12 protein-coding genes are annotated in these 16,096 nt (G+C 64.7%); 6 read left to right on the plus strand and 6 right to left on the minus strand.

From position 1 onward, the window contains the following. The first annotated feature begins 3 nt into the window (after window positions 1-3). The 3 genes from RJ527_10945 (at window position 4) to RJ527_10955 (ending at window position 3,444) form a co-directional block, all read left to right on the plus strand. The gene (locus tag RJ527_10945; GenBank protein ID WND74557.1) at window positions 4-1,029 is read left to right on the plus strand and encodes a nitronate monooxygenase; all 1,026 of its coding nucleotides are present in this window, start codon (window positions 4-6) and stop codon (window positions 1,027-1,029) included. Beyond that, window positions 1,030-2,115, plus strand: coding sequence for a 5-formyltetrahydrofolate cyclo-ligase (locus RJ527_10950; protein WND74558.1), 1,086 nt, complete (start codon window positions 1,030-1,032; stop codon window positions 2,113-2,115). A gap of 177 nt (window positions 2,116-2,292) precedes the next feature. Beyond that, a complete protein-coding gene (locus RJ527_10955; protein WND74559.1) occupies window positions 2,293-3,444 on the plus strand; it encodes a putative sulfate/molybdate transporter in 1,152 nt (383 codons plus the stop codon). 4 nt (window positions 3,445-3,448) lie between these two features. Here RJ527_10955 and RJ527_10960 read toward each other — a convergent pair whose 3' ends face one another. Next, the gene (locus tag RJ527_10960; GenBank protein ID WND74560.1) at window positions 3,449-3,655 is read right to left on the minus strand and encodes a TOBE domain-containing protein; all 207 of its coding nucleotides are present in this window, start codon (window positions 3,653-3,655) and stop codon (window positions 3,449-3,451) included. A gap of 201 nt (window positions 3,656-3,856) precedes the next feature. On the opposite strand from RJ527_10960, the gene RJ527_10965 reads away from it, so the two are divergent. The 3 genes from RJ527_10965 (at window position 3,857) to RJ527_10975 (ending at window position 9,798) form a co-directional block, all read left to right on the plus strand. Then, on the plus strand, window positions 3,857-4,597 hold the full coding sequence (locus RJ527_10965; protein ID WND74561.1) for a molybdate ABC transporter substrate-binding protein: 741 nt from the start codon (window positions 3,857-3,859) through the stop codon (window positions 4,595-4,597). Window positions 4,598-5,127: 530 nt separating this feature from the next. Further along, window positions 5,128-7,053: a hypothetical protein gene (locus tag RJ527_10970; GenBank protein ID WND74562.1), complete on the plus strand. Its 1,926-nt coding sequence runs from the start codon at window positions 5,128-5,130 to the stop codon at window positions 7,051-7,053. 87 nt (window positions 7,054-7,140) lie between these two features. Then, a complete protein-coding gene (locus tag RJ527_10975) occupies window positions 7,141-9,798 on the plus strand; it encodes a tectonin domain-containing protein (GenBank protein ID WND78050.1) in 2,658 nt (885 codons plus the stop codon). Window positions 9,799-9,812: 14 nt separating this feature from the next. On the opposite strand, the gene RJ527_10980 is transcribed toward RJ527_10975, so the two are convergent. The 5 genes from RJ527_10980 to RJ527_11000 form a co-directional block, all read right to left on the minus strand. Next, a complete protein-coding gene (locus tag RJ527_10980; GenBank protein WND74563.1) occupies window positions 9,813-10,313 on the minus strand; it encodes a hypothetical protein in 501 nt (166 codons plus the stop codon). Next, the gene (locus RJ527_10985) at window positions 10,310-11,896 is read right to left on the minus strand and encodes a PepSY-associated TM helix domain-containing protein (GenBank protein WND74564.1); all 1,587 of its coding nucleotides are present in this window, start codon (window positions 11,894-11,896) and stop codon (window positions 10,310-10,312) included. The genes RJ527_10980 and RJ527_10985 overlap by 4 nt, the downstream gene beginning before the upstream one ends. Window positions 11,897-11,951: 55 nt before the next feature. Next, complete coding sequence (locus RJ527_10990) at window positions 11,952-12,293, minus strand: hypothetical protein (GenBank protein ID WND74565.1); 342 nt, start codon at window positions 12,291-12,293, stop codon at window positions 11,952-11,954. Window positions 12,294-12,386: 93 nt separating this feature from the next. Beyond that, complete coding sequence (locus RJ527_10995) at window positions 12,387-14,864, minus strand: TonB-dependent siderophore receptor (protein ID WND74566.1); 2,478 nt, start codon at window positions 14,862-14,864, stop codon at window positions 12,387-12,389. Between the two features lie 149 nt (window positions 14,865-15,013). After that, complete coding sequence (locus RJ527_11000) at window positions 15,014-16,030, minus strand: FecR family protein (GenBank protein ID WND74567.1); 1,017 nt, start codon at window positions 16,028-16,030, stop codon at window positions 15,014-15,016. Between the last annotated feature and the right edge of the window lie 66 nt (window positions 16,031-16,096).

Raw genomic sequence — 16,096 nt, forward strand, 5'->3', positions numbered from 1 at the left:
GCCATGGACGGAATGATGATGAAATCGACACTCTGCACGCTGCTCGGCTGCCGCTATCCGGTGCTTCAGGCGGGCATGGGCGGCGTCGCGCGGGCCGATCTGGTCGGCGCGGTGACCCGTGCCGGCGGCTATGGTTTCCTTGGCATGGTGCGCGAAAGCCCGGATTTGATCCGCCGACAGATCGACGCCGTGCGGAACGGCACGGACCGGCCGTTCGGCGTCAACCTGATCCCCGCCGCGACCGATGCCCGGTTGCTCGAAGACGAACTGGCCGCCTGCTTCGATGCCGGCGTGCATTCGATCTGCCTGTTCTGGGACGTCTACCCGGACGTCATCAAGCGGGCCAAGGACCATGGTTGTCTGGTGTTCCATCAGGTCGGTACGGTCGAGGATGCGCGGCTGGCCGAACAGGCCGGCGCCGACGTGATCATCGCCCAGGGGGTGGAGGCCGGCGGGCATGTCCACGGCACGACATCGTCGCTGGTTCTGGTTCCCCAGGTTGTGCGGGCGGTATCCGTTCCCGTGGTTGCCTCGGGCGGGTTCGCTTCGGGCCGGTCGCTGGTCGCGGCTTTGGCGTTGGGGGCGGCGGGAATCCACTGCGGCACGGCGTTCCTGGCGACCGAGGAATCCTTCGCCCATGCCTATCATAAGGAACGGGTCGTCGGCGCGCGTTCGGAAGACACCCTGCGCACGGACCTGTTCGCCATCAATTGGCCCATCGGGGCATCGGTCCGGGTCATCGGCAACAGCCTGACGGCCAAGGCCGGCCCCGCGCGTTTCGGCCATGACCCTTATTTGCGAAAGCGTGAGCCCATCGCCCTGGAAGACGACCGCCCGATCTACCGCTACAGCACGGATTCCCCGCTGCGCAACATGCGGGGCGAACTTGAGCAACTGGCGCTGTTCGCCGGGCAGGTGGCGGGTGAAATCGACGACATTCCCACCGCGGCGGTGCGGATTGAGCGGATCATGGCCGAGGCGGCCGGGATCGTCGCGGGCCTGTCGGGCCGTTTCGAGGAGGTTGAGTGAATGGAATGGCGTGAGGTCAACAAGTGGCGGCGGGAAACGCGGAATGAAATTCTTGTCGCCAGGTTGGCGCGGCCGTTGGCGGTCCGCAAGGCCACCCGGGACAGGATCGTCGAACATCTCGGCCGTGAAATGCCCTGGCTTGGCCGGGGCGGGTTCGGGTTCTACTGGCCGTTCCGGGGTGAACTGGATCTGCGCGATTTCGCCGCGGCGGCGACGTCCGGGGGCGGGGCGATGGCCTTGCCGGTGGTCGTGAAGGAAAAGCAGCCGGTTGAGTTCTGGGAATGGTGCCCGGAGACCAAGATGGTCCCGGGGGTGTGGAGCATCCCGGTTCCGGCGTCGCGCAAGCCCATCCAACCGCCCGCGTTGCTGATCCCGTTGTTGGGGTTTGACGATGCCGGATACCGGCTCGGCTACGGTGGCGGCTATTATGATCGGACCTTGGCGGCCGCAGCCGGGAAACCCCTGGCCATCGGCGTCGGTTATGCCGTCGACCGCCTCGCCACCATCCACCCGCAGCCGCATGACATCCCCATGGACGCGATCGTCACGGAAGAGGGCGTGCGGTGGATCTCGGCGCGGAATCCCCTTGCCGCGGGCCCCGTGTCCGCCGGTGACGCGGGAGAGCCGCCCTGCATGATGAGCGAGGCCGATCCCGCCTACATGGGCTATCTCACGGATGAGGAAACGGCCGCGTTTCTCAACGAACTTCTGGAAGGGGAGCGGGCCGGCGCGCGCGGCGTGATCGAGATGGCGCGGGCAACCCCGGATCTGGAACTTCGCGTCGCGCTGTCCGCGGTGGCCCAGGACGAGGCCCGGTACTGCGCCATGCTGTCCCGCCATATCGAACGCCTGGGCGGTCAGCCCAGCATCGAAACCGGCGCGTTCCTGGACAAGCTGCGGGACACCGCGGACCAACAGGCCAAGATCGAACTGTTGAACAAGGGGCAGTCCTGGGTCGCGCGGCGGCTGGTTGAATTTCTGCCGAAAATCGCCGACCCCGATCTATACGACGATTTGTGCGAAATGCGCGAGGTCCATGACCGCAACGTCGCGCGCTGCGCGCGGTTTACCCAACTGCCGGCCTGACGGCCTGTTCATGAACCACGGGGACGGCGGCTCTCTTCGGCATCCGCATCCCCGCAGCAGATCCCCGGGTGGCCTGCCTGCCGCCCGGGGATCGTCGCCGCCGATTGTGTTTTTTTGGCACATATTGCAAAATTTCCGGCACTGTTCCGGCCCTTTCCCGGAACCTGCGGGAGGCCCATGACCCAGACGACGGCAAACAAGGCGGCGGGATGGCTTGGCGAGGTGTCGGGCGCGGTCGCCGATTTCGGCACGTTTCTGCCGCTGGTCATCGGCGTGCTGGCCGTGCGCGGGTTCGACGGCACCGGCGTGCTGACCGGCTTCGGCCTGTTCGCCCTGGCCGTGGCCCTGGTCTACCGCCGGCCCATCCCCATTCAGCCCATGAAGGCGGTGGCGGCGTTGATCATCGTCGGCGCGGTGACCCCGGCCCAGGCCATGGCCAGCGGCCTGATCATCGGCGGGGTGCTGGCGGCCCTGGCGGTCACGGGCATCATCACGCGCATCGCGCGGTTGATCCCCAATTCGGTCATCATGGGGGTGCAGTTGGGGGTCGGCGTACAACTGGCGTTGCTCGGGTTTCAACACATGGCGGGCGAGCCCTTGTTCGGCGGCGCGGCACTGGCCCTGCTGTTGCTGTTGTTCCTCACGCCCTACCGGCATCTGGGGTCGCTGGTCGTCGTGGTGACGGCGGCGGCGGCCTTTCTGATGACCGGCGGCGCGGGACTTGCGGTGACCGGCCCGGGTCTGCATTTTCCGTTGCCGGGCTTCCCGGCCCTGGCGGATTTCCAGGCGGCGCTGACGACCACGGCCTTGCCGCAGTTGGCGCTGACCCTGTCCAACGCGGTCCTGGCGACCTCGGCCATCGCCGCCGAATACTTTCCCGACGATGCCAAGGAACGCACCAGTCCCCGGCGTCTGGCGCTGTCGACGGGGGTGTTGAACATTGTGCTGGCGCCGCTCGGCGCCCTGCCCATGTGTCACGGGTCGGGCGGGCTGATCGCGCAGTACCGTTTCGGGGCGCGGACCTGGGCCGCGCCGGCCCTGTTCGGGCTGTTCTGCCTGACGCTCGGCATCGGCTTCGGCCCGCAGGCCCGCGACGTTCTGATGCTGGTGCCGGTCGGCGCCGTGGGCGCGATCCTGGCCGTGGCGGGGACCGAGATGGCCCTCAACCGCCGGATTCTCGGCGTCAAACCAAGCTGCCGCGTGGTCATCCTGCTGACCGGGGTGGTCTGCGTCGGCGTCAACATGGCCGTGGGCTTGGCCGTCGGTCTGGCGGCGGAAGCCCTGCGCGGCGCCTACTACCGCCGCCGCGGCGAAACCTCTGGAATTTGAACGCCTAGGCGCCCAGCATCACATCCGAGGCCTTGATGATGACCGTCACCTCCTTGCCGGCGGCGAGGCCCAGGGTTTTGACGGAATCCAGGGTGATGGACGAGACGATGGTATTGCCACCGCCGATGTCGACCGTGACCTGGGCGGTGACGACACCGTCCTTCACCTCGACGACCTTGCCGGTGATCTGATTGCGCGCACTGATCTTCATGGACCTGACTCCCGAATGGGTTGGCGGGGTTCCGTTTGTGACGCCTCGGTTATGACCTTTCCTGGGGGCATTTACAGGCTCTCATAAAACTGCATAATTATGCAAATATTACGGAACGAAAATACCGGATTATCGGGTCGGAGGATCAAGCCCATGCGAATCGCCGTTTTTGTTGCCTGCTTGTTGATGTCCGGAGGGGCCATGGCCGACACTGTGAAACTCCATGCGGCGGGCAGCCTGAAGGCCGCCCTCACGCAGGTTGCGGGTGATTTCCAGGCGGCATCGGGCCACAAGGTCGAAACGGCGTTCGGGCCGTCGGGCCTGCTGCGCCAGCGCATCGAAAAGGGTGAGCCGGCGGCGGTCTTCGCCTCGGCCAACATGAAGCATCCGAAAACCCTGGAGAAAGCCGGCAAGGCCGGGCCGGTGCGCATGTTCGCGCGCAACAAGCTCTGCGCCATCGCCCAGCCCGAGGTGGCCGTGTCGACGGACACGCTTCTGGACGTGCTGCTCGATCCCAAGATCACGGTCGGCACCTCGACGCCCAAGGCCGATCCTTCGGGCGATTATGCCTGGCGGCTGTTCGCCAAGGCGGACAAGGTCAAGCCGGGCGCGGAAAAGACGCTCGACGCCAAGGCGGTGAAACTCACCGGCGGGCCGACCTCGGAAAAGGCGCCCAAGGGCCGCAACCAATACGGCTGGGTCATGGAAAACAAGCGCGCCGACGTGTTCCTGACCTACTGCACCAACGCGGTGCTGGCGAAGAAAGAGGTTCCGGGCCTGCAAATCGTCGCCGTGCCGGATGTCCTTTCCGTCGGTGCCGATTACGGCATCACCTTGATGACGGGGGCATCCAAGGCGGCGGCGCAGCTTGCCGATTACATCCTGAGCCCCGACGGCCAGAAGGTGTTGGCCCGCTTTGGGTTCGACGCTCCGGCAAAATAGGACCGGGGTGGGTATCGGGCGAATCGCCCGGATCCGCCCGGCGCCGGGAGGGCCGATTTGCCGCCGCAAACGCGATGCCGGTGATCCCCGCGGGCGGGTCACTATCCGATTTGCGTAACCGATGTCCGATTTGCGCGGCAAAACTTCATGCACGGCCTATTTGCGCTTTCGGTTCCCGGGTTTCTCCCCCTTAATCCATCGTGGAAAGAATAATGCCTTGCGTGGATGGAGACGCGCGGCCGGATCGTGTCGGTCGGGCAGCATAATCTTGCGCTTGATCATAATGCAGTGTGCTTGTGCCTCGCCTGTCTGGCCGTGTAAGCAGTAACCTGCCGATTTGCAGCCAGCGAACACTTATGTGTATTTGCGTGCAGGCGGCGGGGAGTGCCGCAGTTGAAAAGAGAATTGGACGATTTTGAGTAGTGGGTTGTCTTTTTTCACTTAAATATTTGCACGCGCTTTGTGAGCACTCGCCGAGTGATTGGGGTTACGGAAAAGACGGCCTGTAACAGGCCGCAACGGGGGTATCAGTGAGTAACGGATTTGTGTTGGGTGTTCGGTGGCACGGTCTGCCAGTTGTCGTGTTGGCCGCCTCTCTTGGTGGGTGTCAGACCTTAAACTTCGACACGGCGGCGACCATGTCGTCCGGCGAAGAGGGGGCAAACCTGTCGGCGCAAATGTCGCAGCCGCGCGAGCTTGTCACCTTGATCCGGGAGGGTGAGCAGGCTCTCCGGGACAAAGACCTGGATAAGGCGCAACGCCTGTTCAGCGGCGCGCTCAAGCTTGATATCACCAATGCGGATCTGCAGTTCCTCAACGGTCTCGCCTATCATCTGATCGGTATTTCCAAGGACCGGTCCAAGCTTGAGTTGGCCGAACAGGGGCTGCTGCTCGCCCTCAAGTTCGATCCCAGCCATCTCGCGGCGCGCTATCAGCTGGGCCTGCTTTACATGGATCAACGCCGCTATGCCCTGGCTCAGGGGCATCTTGCCGCGGTTGCCCTGCACCGGCCGGATGATGCCGCCTTGCTCTACAATCTGGCGGCCAGTTCCTACTACAGCCACGACCCGCAAATGGCGGAAGCGGCCCTGAACCAGTTGACCAAGGTCTCGCCGGAAGCGGCGGCCGACCCCGATATCCTGTGGTCCCAGGCCCTGGTCAAGGCGGCTCTGAACGACAATGAAGCCGCGAAGGATTATCTCAATTCCTTCCGCGACAAGGATGCATCCAACGGCAAGGTCGAACAGCTTGAACGGCGGCTGCATTCCTGGCGCGGGTTCTACGAGCACGACGCCAAGGTCATTCCGGCCCAGTTCGGCCAGCAAAACCCCTATGGCTCGCCGTCCGCCCAGGGCAATCCCTATGGGGCGCCGAGCAGCCCTTACGGCAGCGCCCCCGCGAACCCCTATGGTGCGGATTCCGGGGCAGGTGTCGCGCCGGGCACCGCCACGGGGGGGCTGCAGAACGATTCCGGCATGGTCGTCGTCGACGTCGTCATCATCGGCACCCAGGAAGACGTGCGCCAAACCCGGGGCATCAACCTTCTGAACGGCTTGCAGCTTCAGTTCGGCAACCCGACGACGGGCGCTTACGGTTTCGGCTGGTCGCGCAACAACATCAACGACAAGATCGACAGCGGTCTCGACGAAAACACGCGGACGATCACCAATCAGATCGGCATCCCTGCCGTGACCTATTCGTTGAACATCGCGAACTCGGCCGATTCGGAGAATGAAATCCTGGCCAAGCCGAGCCTGGTCGCCCAATCGGGCCTGACGTCCGAATTTTTCTCGGGCACGGAAATCCTGGCCGCCGCCGTCTCCGGCGGCGACGGGGATTCGGTTTCCGTGCAGAAAGAGGTCGGGGTCAAGCTGGCGGTGACGCCGGAAATTCTCGAAGACGACTTCCTGCGCTTGCACGTGGTCGCGGAACGGACCTTCTTGACCGATCCGGCAAGTTCCGTGCTGTTCGAATTTCGCCTCGACACGACGAAGACCAACGTCAATTCGACGGTCACCATGCGGTTCGGCGAAACCCTGATTTTGGGCGGGCTGAGTGAGCGTGAAACGTCGAATTCCAAGGACGGCGTGCCGGGGCTCATGGATATCCCGGGCGTCAGTCTGTTGTTTTCCGAGCGGTCCAAGCGCCACTTCGAACGCTCGATCCTGATTTTGCTGACGCCCCGGCGCCCGCAGTATACCCGCCAGGCGGAAGACAACCGCAAGAAGACCCGCGAACGTTTGAGCGATCTTGAACGCGATCTGGAACGCCTGGCCAAACGCCACGAAGACTGGTTCACCCCGCGTCCGACATTCAATCAGATCATCGATAACCTGAAGAAACGCGAATTCTTCGAGGAATTCCGGTCGGGCGATTTCCGCCTCAGAGCTTGGAACGAAGATCCGAGAAACTTCGAACACATTGCCAGCATCCAAAAACGACTGGCGAACAATTAGAAACTTTAATCGTCTCTGAGCGGTGGGACGCATGAACCCCCATCCGACGCGAATGCCTGCGATCGATTAGGGAGGTCATGAATTGTGATGGTGAAGAACGTGTTTCTGCGCGGGATAACCTGTGCGGTACTTGTGCTGGCGCTTTTACCCTTTGTCGGCGGTCGTCCCGCGACAGGGCAATCGTCGCGCGTAACGGCGCCGCCGGCCAGTGAAACGATCAAGGCGGCCTGGACGCCGATCCCCGGCCGCGCCAAGGACCTGTCGATCAATGCCGCCGCCATGGCTTACGCCGTGGGGGATGACGGCGTCGCCCTTCGGTGGCGGGCGGTCAGCCAGAAATGGGCCAGGATGTCGGGGGCCTTCGTGCGCATTACAGCGGCCGAAGGCAACCGGCCCTGGGGCGTGACCCCGGACGGCAACGTCATGCGCTTCAACGGCCTGTGGTGGGAGGCGAAAGGCGACAAGGTCGCCGACGTGGCCGGTGACGCGGTCGGCAACATTTACATCGCCCGGCTTACCGGCGCCGTCGAAAAATGGGAGCCGCTGTCGCAAAGCTGGAAGCCCGTGCCGGGGCAGTCGGCGCGGCGCATCGCCCTCGATATTCGGGGCAAACCCTGGATCGTCACGCCCAAGGGGCAGATCATGCGCTGGGAAGACGGTGCATGGATCGCCATGCCGGGCATTGCCCGTGATATCGCGCTCGGCGCCGACGGTTCGGCCGTTATCGTCGACGGCGACGGACAGTTGCGGAAACTGCGCATGTCGCCCGTCCGCTGGGTGCCTTACGAGGGGATCTCCGGCGTTATCGCCGCGGGCCTTACCCCCAACGGCGGCCCCTGGGTGACCTTGGCCGACGGGCGTATCCTCGCCACCGTGCTGATCCGCGATCAGGTGCCGCTGACCGAGGAAGAAAACAAAGACAAGGCGGAAACACCGCATGCCCCGGTGCCCCAGGCGCCGCTGGCGCAGGCGAAACCGATCATTGCGCCGCAAATCACGGCGGGCAATGTGCAGCCCACGACAAGCACGGCCACGGAAAGCACCGCGCCGGACGCCAAGGCGACCACGCCGACGGCCCAATCCATCGGCACGTCGGGCAGCGGCTCGGGCACGGGTAACAAGTCCAATTCCAACAGCAATTCCGTGTCTCCCGGCGGCGGCGGCGGAACCAGCGACCCGGCCGCCAGCACGACGAACGAGAAACTGGAATTCGTCGATACGCGCGGCACCGCCCAGCAGATCGCCATCGGCCGCGACGGCAGCGTGTTCGCGCTGGATACCAGCGGCGGGATCACGCGGTGGAGCAATGCCCGGGGAGTGTTCGAAAGCTTTCCCGGACAACTGGCGCGCATCGCCGTGGACAGCACGGGCAGCCCGTGGGGCGTGACCGGCGTCGGCCGGGTGTTCCGTCACAACGGTGCGTCCTGGGTCCAGATTCAAGGCGTCACCGCGTCGGACATCTCCATCGGCGGAAAGGACGACATCGTTCTGTTCGCCAATGCCGACGGGCTGCTGTCCCGCCTCGACCGGGCCACGGGAAAGACGGACAACGTGCCCGGGTTGGGGGTTCAGGTCGCCGCCGGACCGGACGGCACGCCCTGGACCATTTCCAAGGAACAGGTCGCCCAGCGCTGCGGCAAAAGCCCCTGTACGCCCCTTTTCCAACTGGCGCGCAGCATCGCCGTGGGCCCCGACGGCACGGTGTTTCTGGTCAACACCAACGACCTGTTGATGCGTAAGCGGCCGTCCGATAAGAAATTCTCTCAGGTGCTGGTGCCGGGGCATACCCCGGCCTCCGTCGCTGTCGGCCCCAACGGATTTCCCTGGGTCGTGACGAGCGCGCGCAAGGTCCTGTCATCCCGCTACTTCGAACGCAACGAGGCCGGCGACCGGGTCCTGGCCCAGAAGTCGACTGGCAGCACGACGGGCAGCGGCTCGACCGCCGCCGTGGTCGCGTCCCAAAGCGCCAGCGCCTTCACCTTCACCAAAAACCTGAAGTTCGAGAAGTACAAGTCGAGCGACGCCGACGCCAACATGGGCATGCTGTCGGACGTCCATGCCGGGCATACGGGTGCGGTCTACATTTCGGGCGATACCGGGGTCTTCAAGTTCAACACCAAGACCGAAAAGTTCGAGGCCTTGGACAAGGCGTTCTCCAATTCGTCCCTGGCCGATGTGGGCGAGGACGAAAGCGGAACTTTGTGGGGGTTAAGCCAAATCGCGCCGGCCCGCGTCTATCGGATCAAGGGAACGCAGGAAAAGGTCTACTACGTCATCAACTCCACCGACACCACCACGCCACGCAACATGGCGGTCGCCGCGGACGGCACGGTGTACGTTGCCGTCGGCGCCCAGCTTTACAAGATGGAAGCCGGCAAGAGCGTGTTCAAGCAGATCGAAAGCAGCGGTATTTTCTATGTTCACCTAGGCGCCGGCGGCGATCTGTGGATTGTGAACCAGTCGTCCGAGGTGCAGCAGTACACGGGCTCCAGGTTCGAAAACCGGCCCAAGGGCACGGCCCAGAAGGCGCAGGATCTGGGCGTCGGCGCAGATGGGTCGGTATATGTCCTGGATCAGTCGACATCCCTTCTGAAGAAATGGAATGCGTCCAACGGGCGTTTCGATGCCGTCAACATCACACAGGCAATGCACCAGGTGACCGTGACCATCGAAGGCCGGCCGTGGATCGTCAACACTTCCGGCGACATCACGTCTTCCGGCGACATCTGGCGCGCCAAGGACTGATCGTTCCGTGTCGGTTAGTTGCCCGACGGCTGCGCGGCGTCCGGCTTCGTGCCGCTGCCGTTCCGGCGGCGCGGGGCGGCGGGCCTGGCCGCCGGTTCATGACGGGCGAGGGCGGCTTCCAACGCATCGACCCTGCGTTCCAGCCGAGTGAGCCGGGCATCCTCGGTCCCGCGGGCGGCCCGGATCATGGCCCGCAGGATGCGCCCCGCCGCGGCCATGCCGCCGGTCACCCGGCGGCCCATCGCGGTGGCCTGGGCGGGGGATGTCGCGGCAAGGATCCAACCAACGACGCTGACGGCCCCGCACCACACGGCGAAACCGGCACCACCGCCGCCGCCATAGAGCAGCAACACGGCGGGGGCCAGCACGCCGGCGATGGCAAGCCAGGTCTGCCACGCCTTGCGTTTAAAGGGGGGCAGGCCGAACACCCGCCGCCGCTTGGCGTCGCCCACGGCAAGATAGGCAAGGGCCGCCGTGGAGGCGGCGACGGCGGCGACGGTGGCCAGGATGCTCATTCCGCGGGTTCCGGCAACGGGTCGCCGGCAGGACGGCCATGGGGCTGCCGCGTCGCCCAGCGAAACAGCAGGACGCCGAGCACGAGGAACATCAGATCGAAGGACAGAACCGCCCCTTGTCCCTGAACCGCGGCATCCGCCCAGCCCAGGCCGCCCATGGCCATGCGCACGACGGGCAGGACGACGCAGGCGGTGCCGAGCAGGCGGCGGAACCGTTGGGCCAGGCCGCCGCCGTTGCCCGCGAAGACGCCGACCGCGATACAGGCGAGGGCGCCCAGGACGAAGCCCATCGGTGTCCAATAGAAGGGGTCGGCTGTCGACAGGGACAGGAAGAAGCCATAGGCCGCCGTCGTCATGGCGAACGGCAAGCCGTAGGCGGTGATCGTGACCGCGCGCCCGAAACCGCGCCATAGGGCGGCGTCTTCGCGGCGGCGCACCCAAAGCTGCATGCCCGACAGGATCACGTAGCACATGGCGGCACCTAACCCGACCCACACGGCCTTGGACAGAGTGCCCGCGAAATCGCCCGTGTGCAGGGGCCAGATCAGCTCGTACAGCGTATTGCCCGCCGACGGCTGCCGGCCGACCCGTGGCTTGACGCCCAGGAACCGGCCGTCCGTGCCGTCGAACACGTTGCGCACCCAGGCCAGGTTTCCTTGTGGCGGCATGTGCCAGACGTTGATGCGCGCATCGGCGCGGCCATAGTGATCGACCACGACGAAGCGGACCGGCGCGCCGGCCAGACCCGTGGACCGGGCGACCACGGCGTCGAGGTCGGTCAGGGCCACCGGGCGCGGGTCGGGGGTCACGGCGGGCTCGAAAAGGGTTTCGCGCATCGCCTTTTGGTCGCCGCCGAAGGCGACCTGGGATATCAGGGGCAGGGCGACCGTCCCCGCGAAACTGAAGAACGAGCCGGTGAACCCCAGAAGAAAGGCGAACAAGAGCCCCCAACTCGCGGCCAGCACATGGCGGTCGCGGGCCGTGACGAGGCGGTCGCCCGGCCGGGCGGCGACGAACAGGTCGCGGATCAGATGGCGGTGCATGAGAAAGCCGGTGACGCCCGCCGCCATCATGGACAGCCCCAGGATTCCGGTCAGGATCAGGCCCCACGGCCGCGGGACGTAAAGCTGCACGTGCAGATCGACGAGGAAATCTTCGAGCGCGCTGGCTTCGAACCATTCCGGTTTCGTGAACACGAACCCTTCGTTGCGCGCCAATTCCGCGCCCGTCGCGCCGTCAAGCCGGAACAGGGTGCCGTAGTTTTCAATTTTCCCGCTGTCCGGATTGCGGGCATGGGCATGGGGAAACACGTTCAGGTCGCCCTTGGCCGTCGCCCAGACGGCGATTTCTTCTAGGTATCCCTTGGTCATTCGGTCCGCGATGGGGCGGATCTTGCCGTCGAGGTCGCCCGTCAGCGGGGCATGATTTTTCGCGCCGCCGACGGACCATTCGGCAATTTCGTGGGCGAACACGGCGACCGTGCCGGTGGCGACGACGGCGTAAAGCAGCAGGCCCAGGACCGTTCCGGACCAGCCGTGCACGGCGGTCAGGCGTTTCAGTTGGGATTGCGAAAGAGATTTCATCGGTGGGGCTTCCATCGCTGTTCGATCTGGCGCTGTTCGATCTGGCCGGGGTGCGTCATATCCACCCCGCAAAGGCCATGGCGGCGGTCATCCCGCAGACGATGGCGGTGCCGCACATCACGGCCGTGCAGCGCAGAAGGCTTTCCTCCACGCAGGCATAAACGAAGACCACGGCCCAGATCAGCGGCACCAGGATCAGGGGAAAGGCGATGTTGTCGATGCCGGCGGCCCCCTTGGGCAGCCAGACCGGCATGGCCATGGCGAACAGAAGGGCCGCCGCCACCGCGCCGGGGCCGGCCAGCAGCCAGCGGGTCAATCGGGGGCGCGCGTCCAGGGCGCGGCGCAGACGTTCCGTCATGCGCAAAGGGCCGGTCGGTTCGTCGCAAGCAGTGTTCATGACTCTAAGACGAATCAACCGGCCTGAATCCTCGTGTCCCGGGAGAAAATTTTTCTCCCGGGACCGGGGCAGGGCGCCGGATGTCTCCGTGGCCTACCATCGGTAGGACAGGTTGCCGATCACGGTCAGCGGTTCACCCGCCGTGCAAATCCCGGCGCTGTTCCGGTAATAGCAGGACCCGACATGCTGCTTATCCAAAAGGTTTCGCGCATGCAGCCCGAAGTGCATACCGTTCCATTCGTAATGGACCGAGGCGTCGAACAGAAGAAAAGCGGGAACGGAAAGTGTCCGGTCGCCGTCACCCCAATGCATGCCGCGATAGCGGACGCCGGCACCGAAGCCCAGGCCTTTGAAGGCACCATCCGGGATGGTGTAGTCCGCCCAGGCCGTGGCGACGTGCTTGGGCGCGGGCGCCAGGACGTCGCCCAGGTCGGCCGGATCGACGCTCTCGATGACTTCGGTTTCCATGTAGGTGTATCCGGCGGTCACGTTCAGGCCGAAGTCGAAACTCGCGACACCTTCCAGTTCGATACCTTGGGAGCGGACGGCGGCCGTCTGGTCCGTCGTGTTCGTCGACGGATCCGTTTCCGTATAGTTCTGGCGACGCAGGTCGAAGGCGGCCAGCGTCACGGAACTGCGGCTGCCCTCAGGCTGGAATTTGATCCCGACCTCGTATTGCTGGCCGGTTTCGGGTTTGTAGTTCTTGCTGGCCGGGTTGGTGCCGATCACGGGCGCGAAGGATTCCGCATAGCTGGCGTAGGGTGCCAACCCATTGTCGAACAGGTAGACCACGCCCGCCCGGCCGGTGAAGGCGCTATCCGATTGCTGGGAAACCGCCTTGGTGAGGTGATTGACGGTTTCGGTCACCGCGCGGTCGAACCGCCCGCCCAGGGTGAAGCGCCAATGGTCGCCCCATTCGATCTGGTCCTGCAGATAGATGCCTGTCTGACTGCGCGTGAAGTCCTTGTTGATGATGATGTTCCCTTCGGACGTCTGCGTGCCGTAGACCGGCGCGAAAACGTCGATCGATGTCGCCGATGCGGAGCTAGCGATCTGTTCCAGGTACATGAGCTGATAATCGAGACCGGCCAGCAAGGTGTGCCTGGTGCCGGCGACATCCAGTTTCAGTTGCGCATTACTGTCCGTGTAGACACCGTCCAGGTTGCCGAAATTGCCGTAGACGCTGCGCGACAATGTCCGGTTGCCGTCGAACCCCGAGCCGTAAACAACGACATCGTCCAGGTCGACGTTGTTGTAGCGGAGTTTATGGCTGAGTTTCAGGCGTTCGCCCACGTCGTGCGCGACCTCGTACCCGATGGCGTATTCCGTCCGGTCGACCCGGTCGATATCCGGCTCGCCCACGAAGCGGCTGAGCGGAACCTCACCGTTTGGGTTTGCGACCACCGTTCCGGACCTGGGAAGGGCCTGGGAGTTTTTGGTCTTGTCCTGCTGGTAATGGCTGAACAGCGTCACGGTGGTGTGCTTCGACGGCTGCCAACTCACTTGTGGGGCAAACCAGTAACGATCGTCCTCGATGAAGTCGATGAAGGTGTCGCTGTCGCGGTAGAGGCCGGTAAAACGATACGAGAACTGCTTGGACTCGTCGATCGCCCCTGCGAAATCGAACTTGCCCTGATATCGATCGAAATCGCCGCCTTCAAAGTGGACGATGTTGATGGGGTCCGTTGTCGGGCGCTTGGAGACATAGTTGACCAGTCCGCCGGGCGATCCCTGACCGTAGAGCACGGAGGCCGGGCCGCGGGGGACCTCGACCCGTTCCGCGCCCCAGGGTTCCGGATTGTAGCTGACGACGTAATCGGGGAAGGTTAGCGCCAGGCCATCCTGAAAAATCCCGTTGGTCGTTGCATTCAATCCACGCATGCGCAGGTCGGTATAGCGCGGTTCGTTGCCATAGGGTTGCGGATCGACGCCTGGCGTATAGCGCAGCACCTCGTTGATCTTATTGACGTTGCGGGCATCCATTTGGTCGCGAGTGATGACGGAAATCGACTGCGGCGTCTCGATCAGCGGCGTGTCGGTCTTGGTCGCCGACAGGCTGCGTTTCGCGACATAGCCCGCGACGGCGCCGCTGGCCTTTTCACCCTGACCCTCGACGGTCACGGGGCCCATGGTCATGACGTCGCCGTTGGCGTCCTTGCCGGGCAATTCGACGGTGACCGACGCGGAAGATGTATAGCGCCCGATCAGGCCCGAGCCGGCAAGCAGGCGGGTCAAGGCGTCGCGCGCGGTGAAGTCGCCGGCCAGCGCCGGGGCGGTCCGGTCGAACACGGCGGGTTCCGTATAGAGAACCTGAAGGCCGGTGACGGCCGAGAATTCGGCGATGGCCTGGGGCAGGGGCTTCGATGAAATCTTGAAGGTGAAAACGTCGTCGGCCTGAGCCTTTTCGATGGCCCTGTCCGTGCCGTTGCCGGCCGGGAACGTCTCCGGCGCGGCGTCCGCGGGCGTGGCCAGCATCAAAGCCAGCAGCGACGCGCCGGCCAACAGGCCGGACCGCGCCATGTATGTCATCCCGCGGCCGGCTGCCCGCGTGGACTGGTGTTCGTTGTTCATCCCCGAATTCCCCTTAGAGTTCATGTTCATGCATTTAATTGCAACTAAGTTGCAAAATCATATGAACATGAGACGGAATTCAAGGGGCGCTTCCCCCAGTGCTGCCGGCATAATTTTTCATGTCCGCCGTCGGCGGGCGCGGCGCGTCCTTAATGCAGCACGACCAGATAGCCGGTGATGCGTGTTGCGCCGAGGGGCAGGGTATCGGTGATGGCGCGAAGCGCCGCATCGGTGTCGTCCGTGCGGAATACCCCGCTGACCTTGAGGTCGCGCAGCGCATCCTTGGCGATCACGATGCGGCCCGGCCGGTAGCGGTTGATTTCGGCGACCACGCTGGACAGCGGCGTGTCGTAGAACACGAACTGACCGCGCAGCCAGGCGGTCACGGCGGTTCGGTCGAAGGGTTCTGGATGTGAGATGCCCGCCGCCGTCAGTCGGGCGCTTTGACCCGGCGCCAGGATCAGGGCCTCGCCGGGCATGTTGCTGGTCAGGTTGACCCGGCCTTCGGCCAAGCTGACGTCGGTTTTGCCGTCGGCGATGCGAAGGTTGAACCGCGTGCCGGTCACGCGGACGGCGCCCATGGGGGTGTCGACCGTAAACGGGCGTCCGGCGTCCGGCGCGACATCGAACCAGGCCTCGCCCCTGAACAGGCGGACATGGCGAACATCATCGGCCATGTCGACGGCGATCGCCGTATTCGTGTTCAGGGTGATGCGGCTGCCGTCGGCCAGGTCAACAGGGGTGCGCCCGCCGATTGACGTCGTGTAATCGCTTTGCAGACGGACCGCGATGTCGTCGCGCCACATCAGCCCGGTCCCCAGCAGGATGATCAAGCCCGCGGCGGCTGCAAGGCTGCGCAGGGGGCGATGCCGCCGGACGGCGCGGAGGCGTCTGTTCTCCGCATCGGCCAACCTGCGGGTGGGCAGTTCCAGCCGACCCCACAGGCGCTCGGCCTCGGCAAAGGCCGCTTCATGCCGTGGATCGGCGCCGAGCCAGGCCTGAAAGGCGTCCCGCAGGGCCGCCTCGGCGGCCGCATCCCCGTTCCGTTCGCGCAGGCGCGTCAACCACGAAACGGCCTGTGCGAAAGCCGCGTCGTCCGGGTGCTGATGGGCGGAATGATCCTGATCGTCGGTCATCTGAACCTGTTGCGGGAGGCAACGGCGCATCAGGTCGATGTGCCTATGCGGGGGGCCTGATGATAAGACGATTGGCGGCCGGAAAATCCCCCCATG

It is taken from the genome of Thalassospiraceae bacterium LMO-SO8, from assembly GCA_031655335.1.
Lineage (GTDB): Bacteria > Pseudomonadota > Alphaproteobacteria > Rhodospirillales > Casp-alpha2 > UBA1479.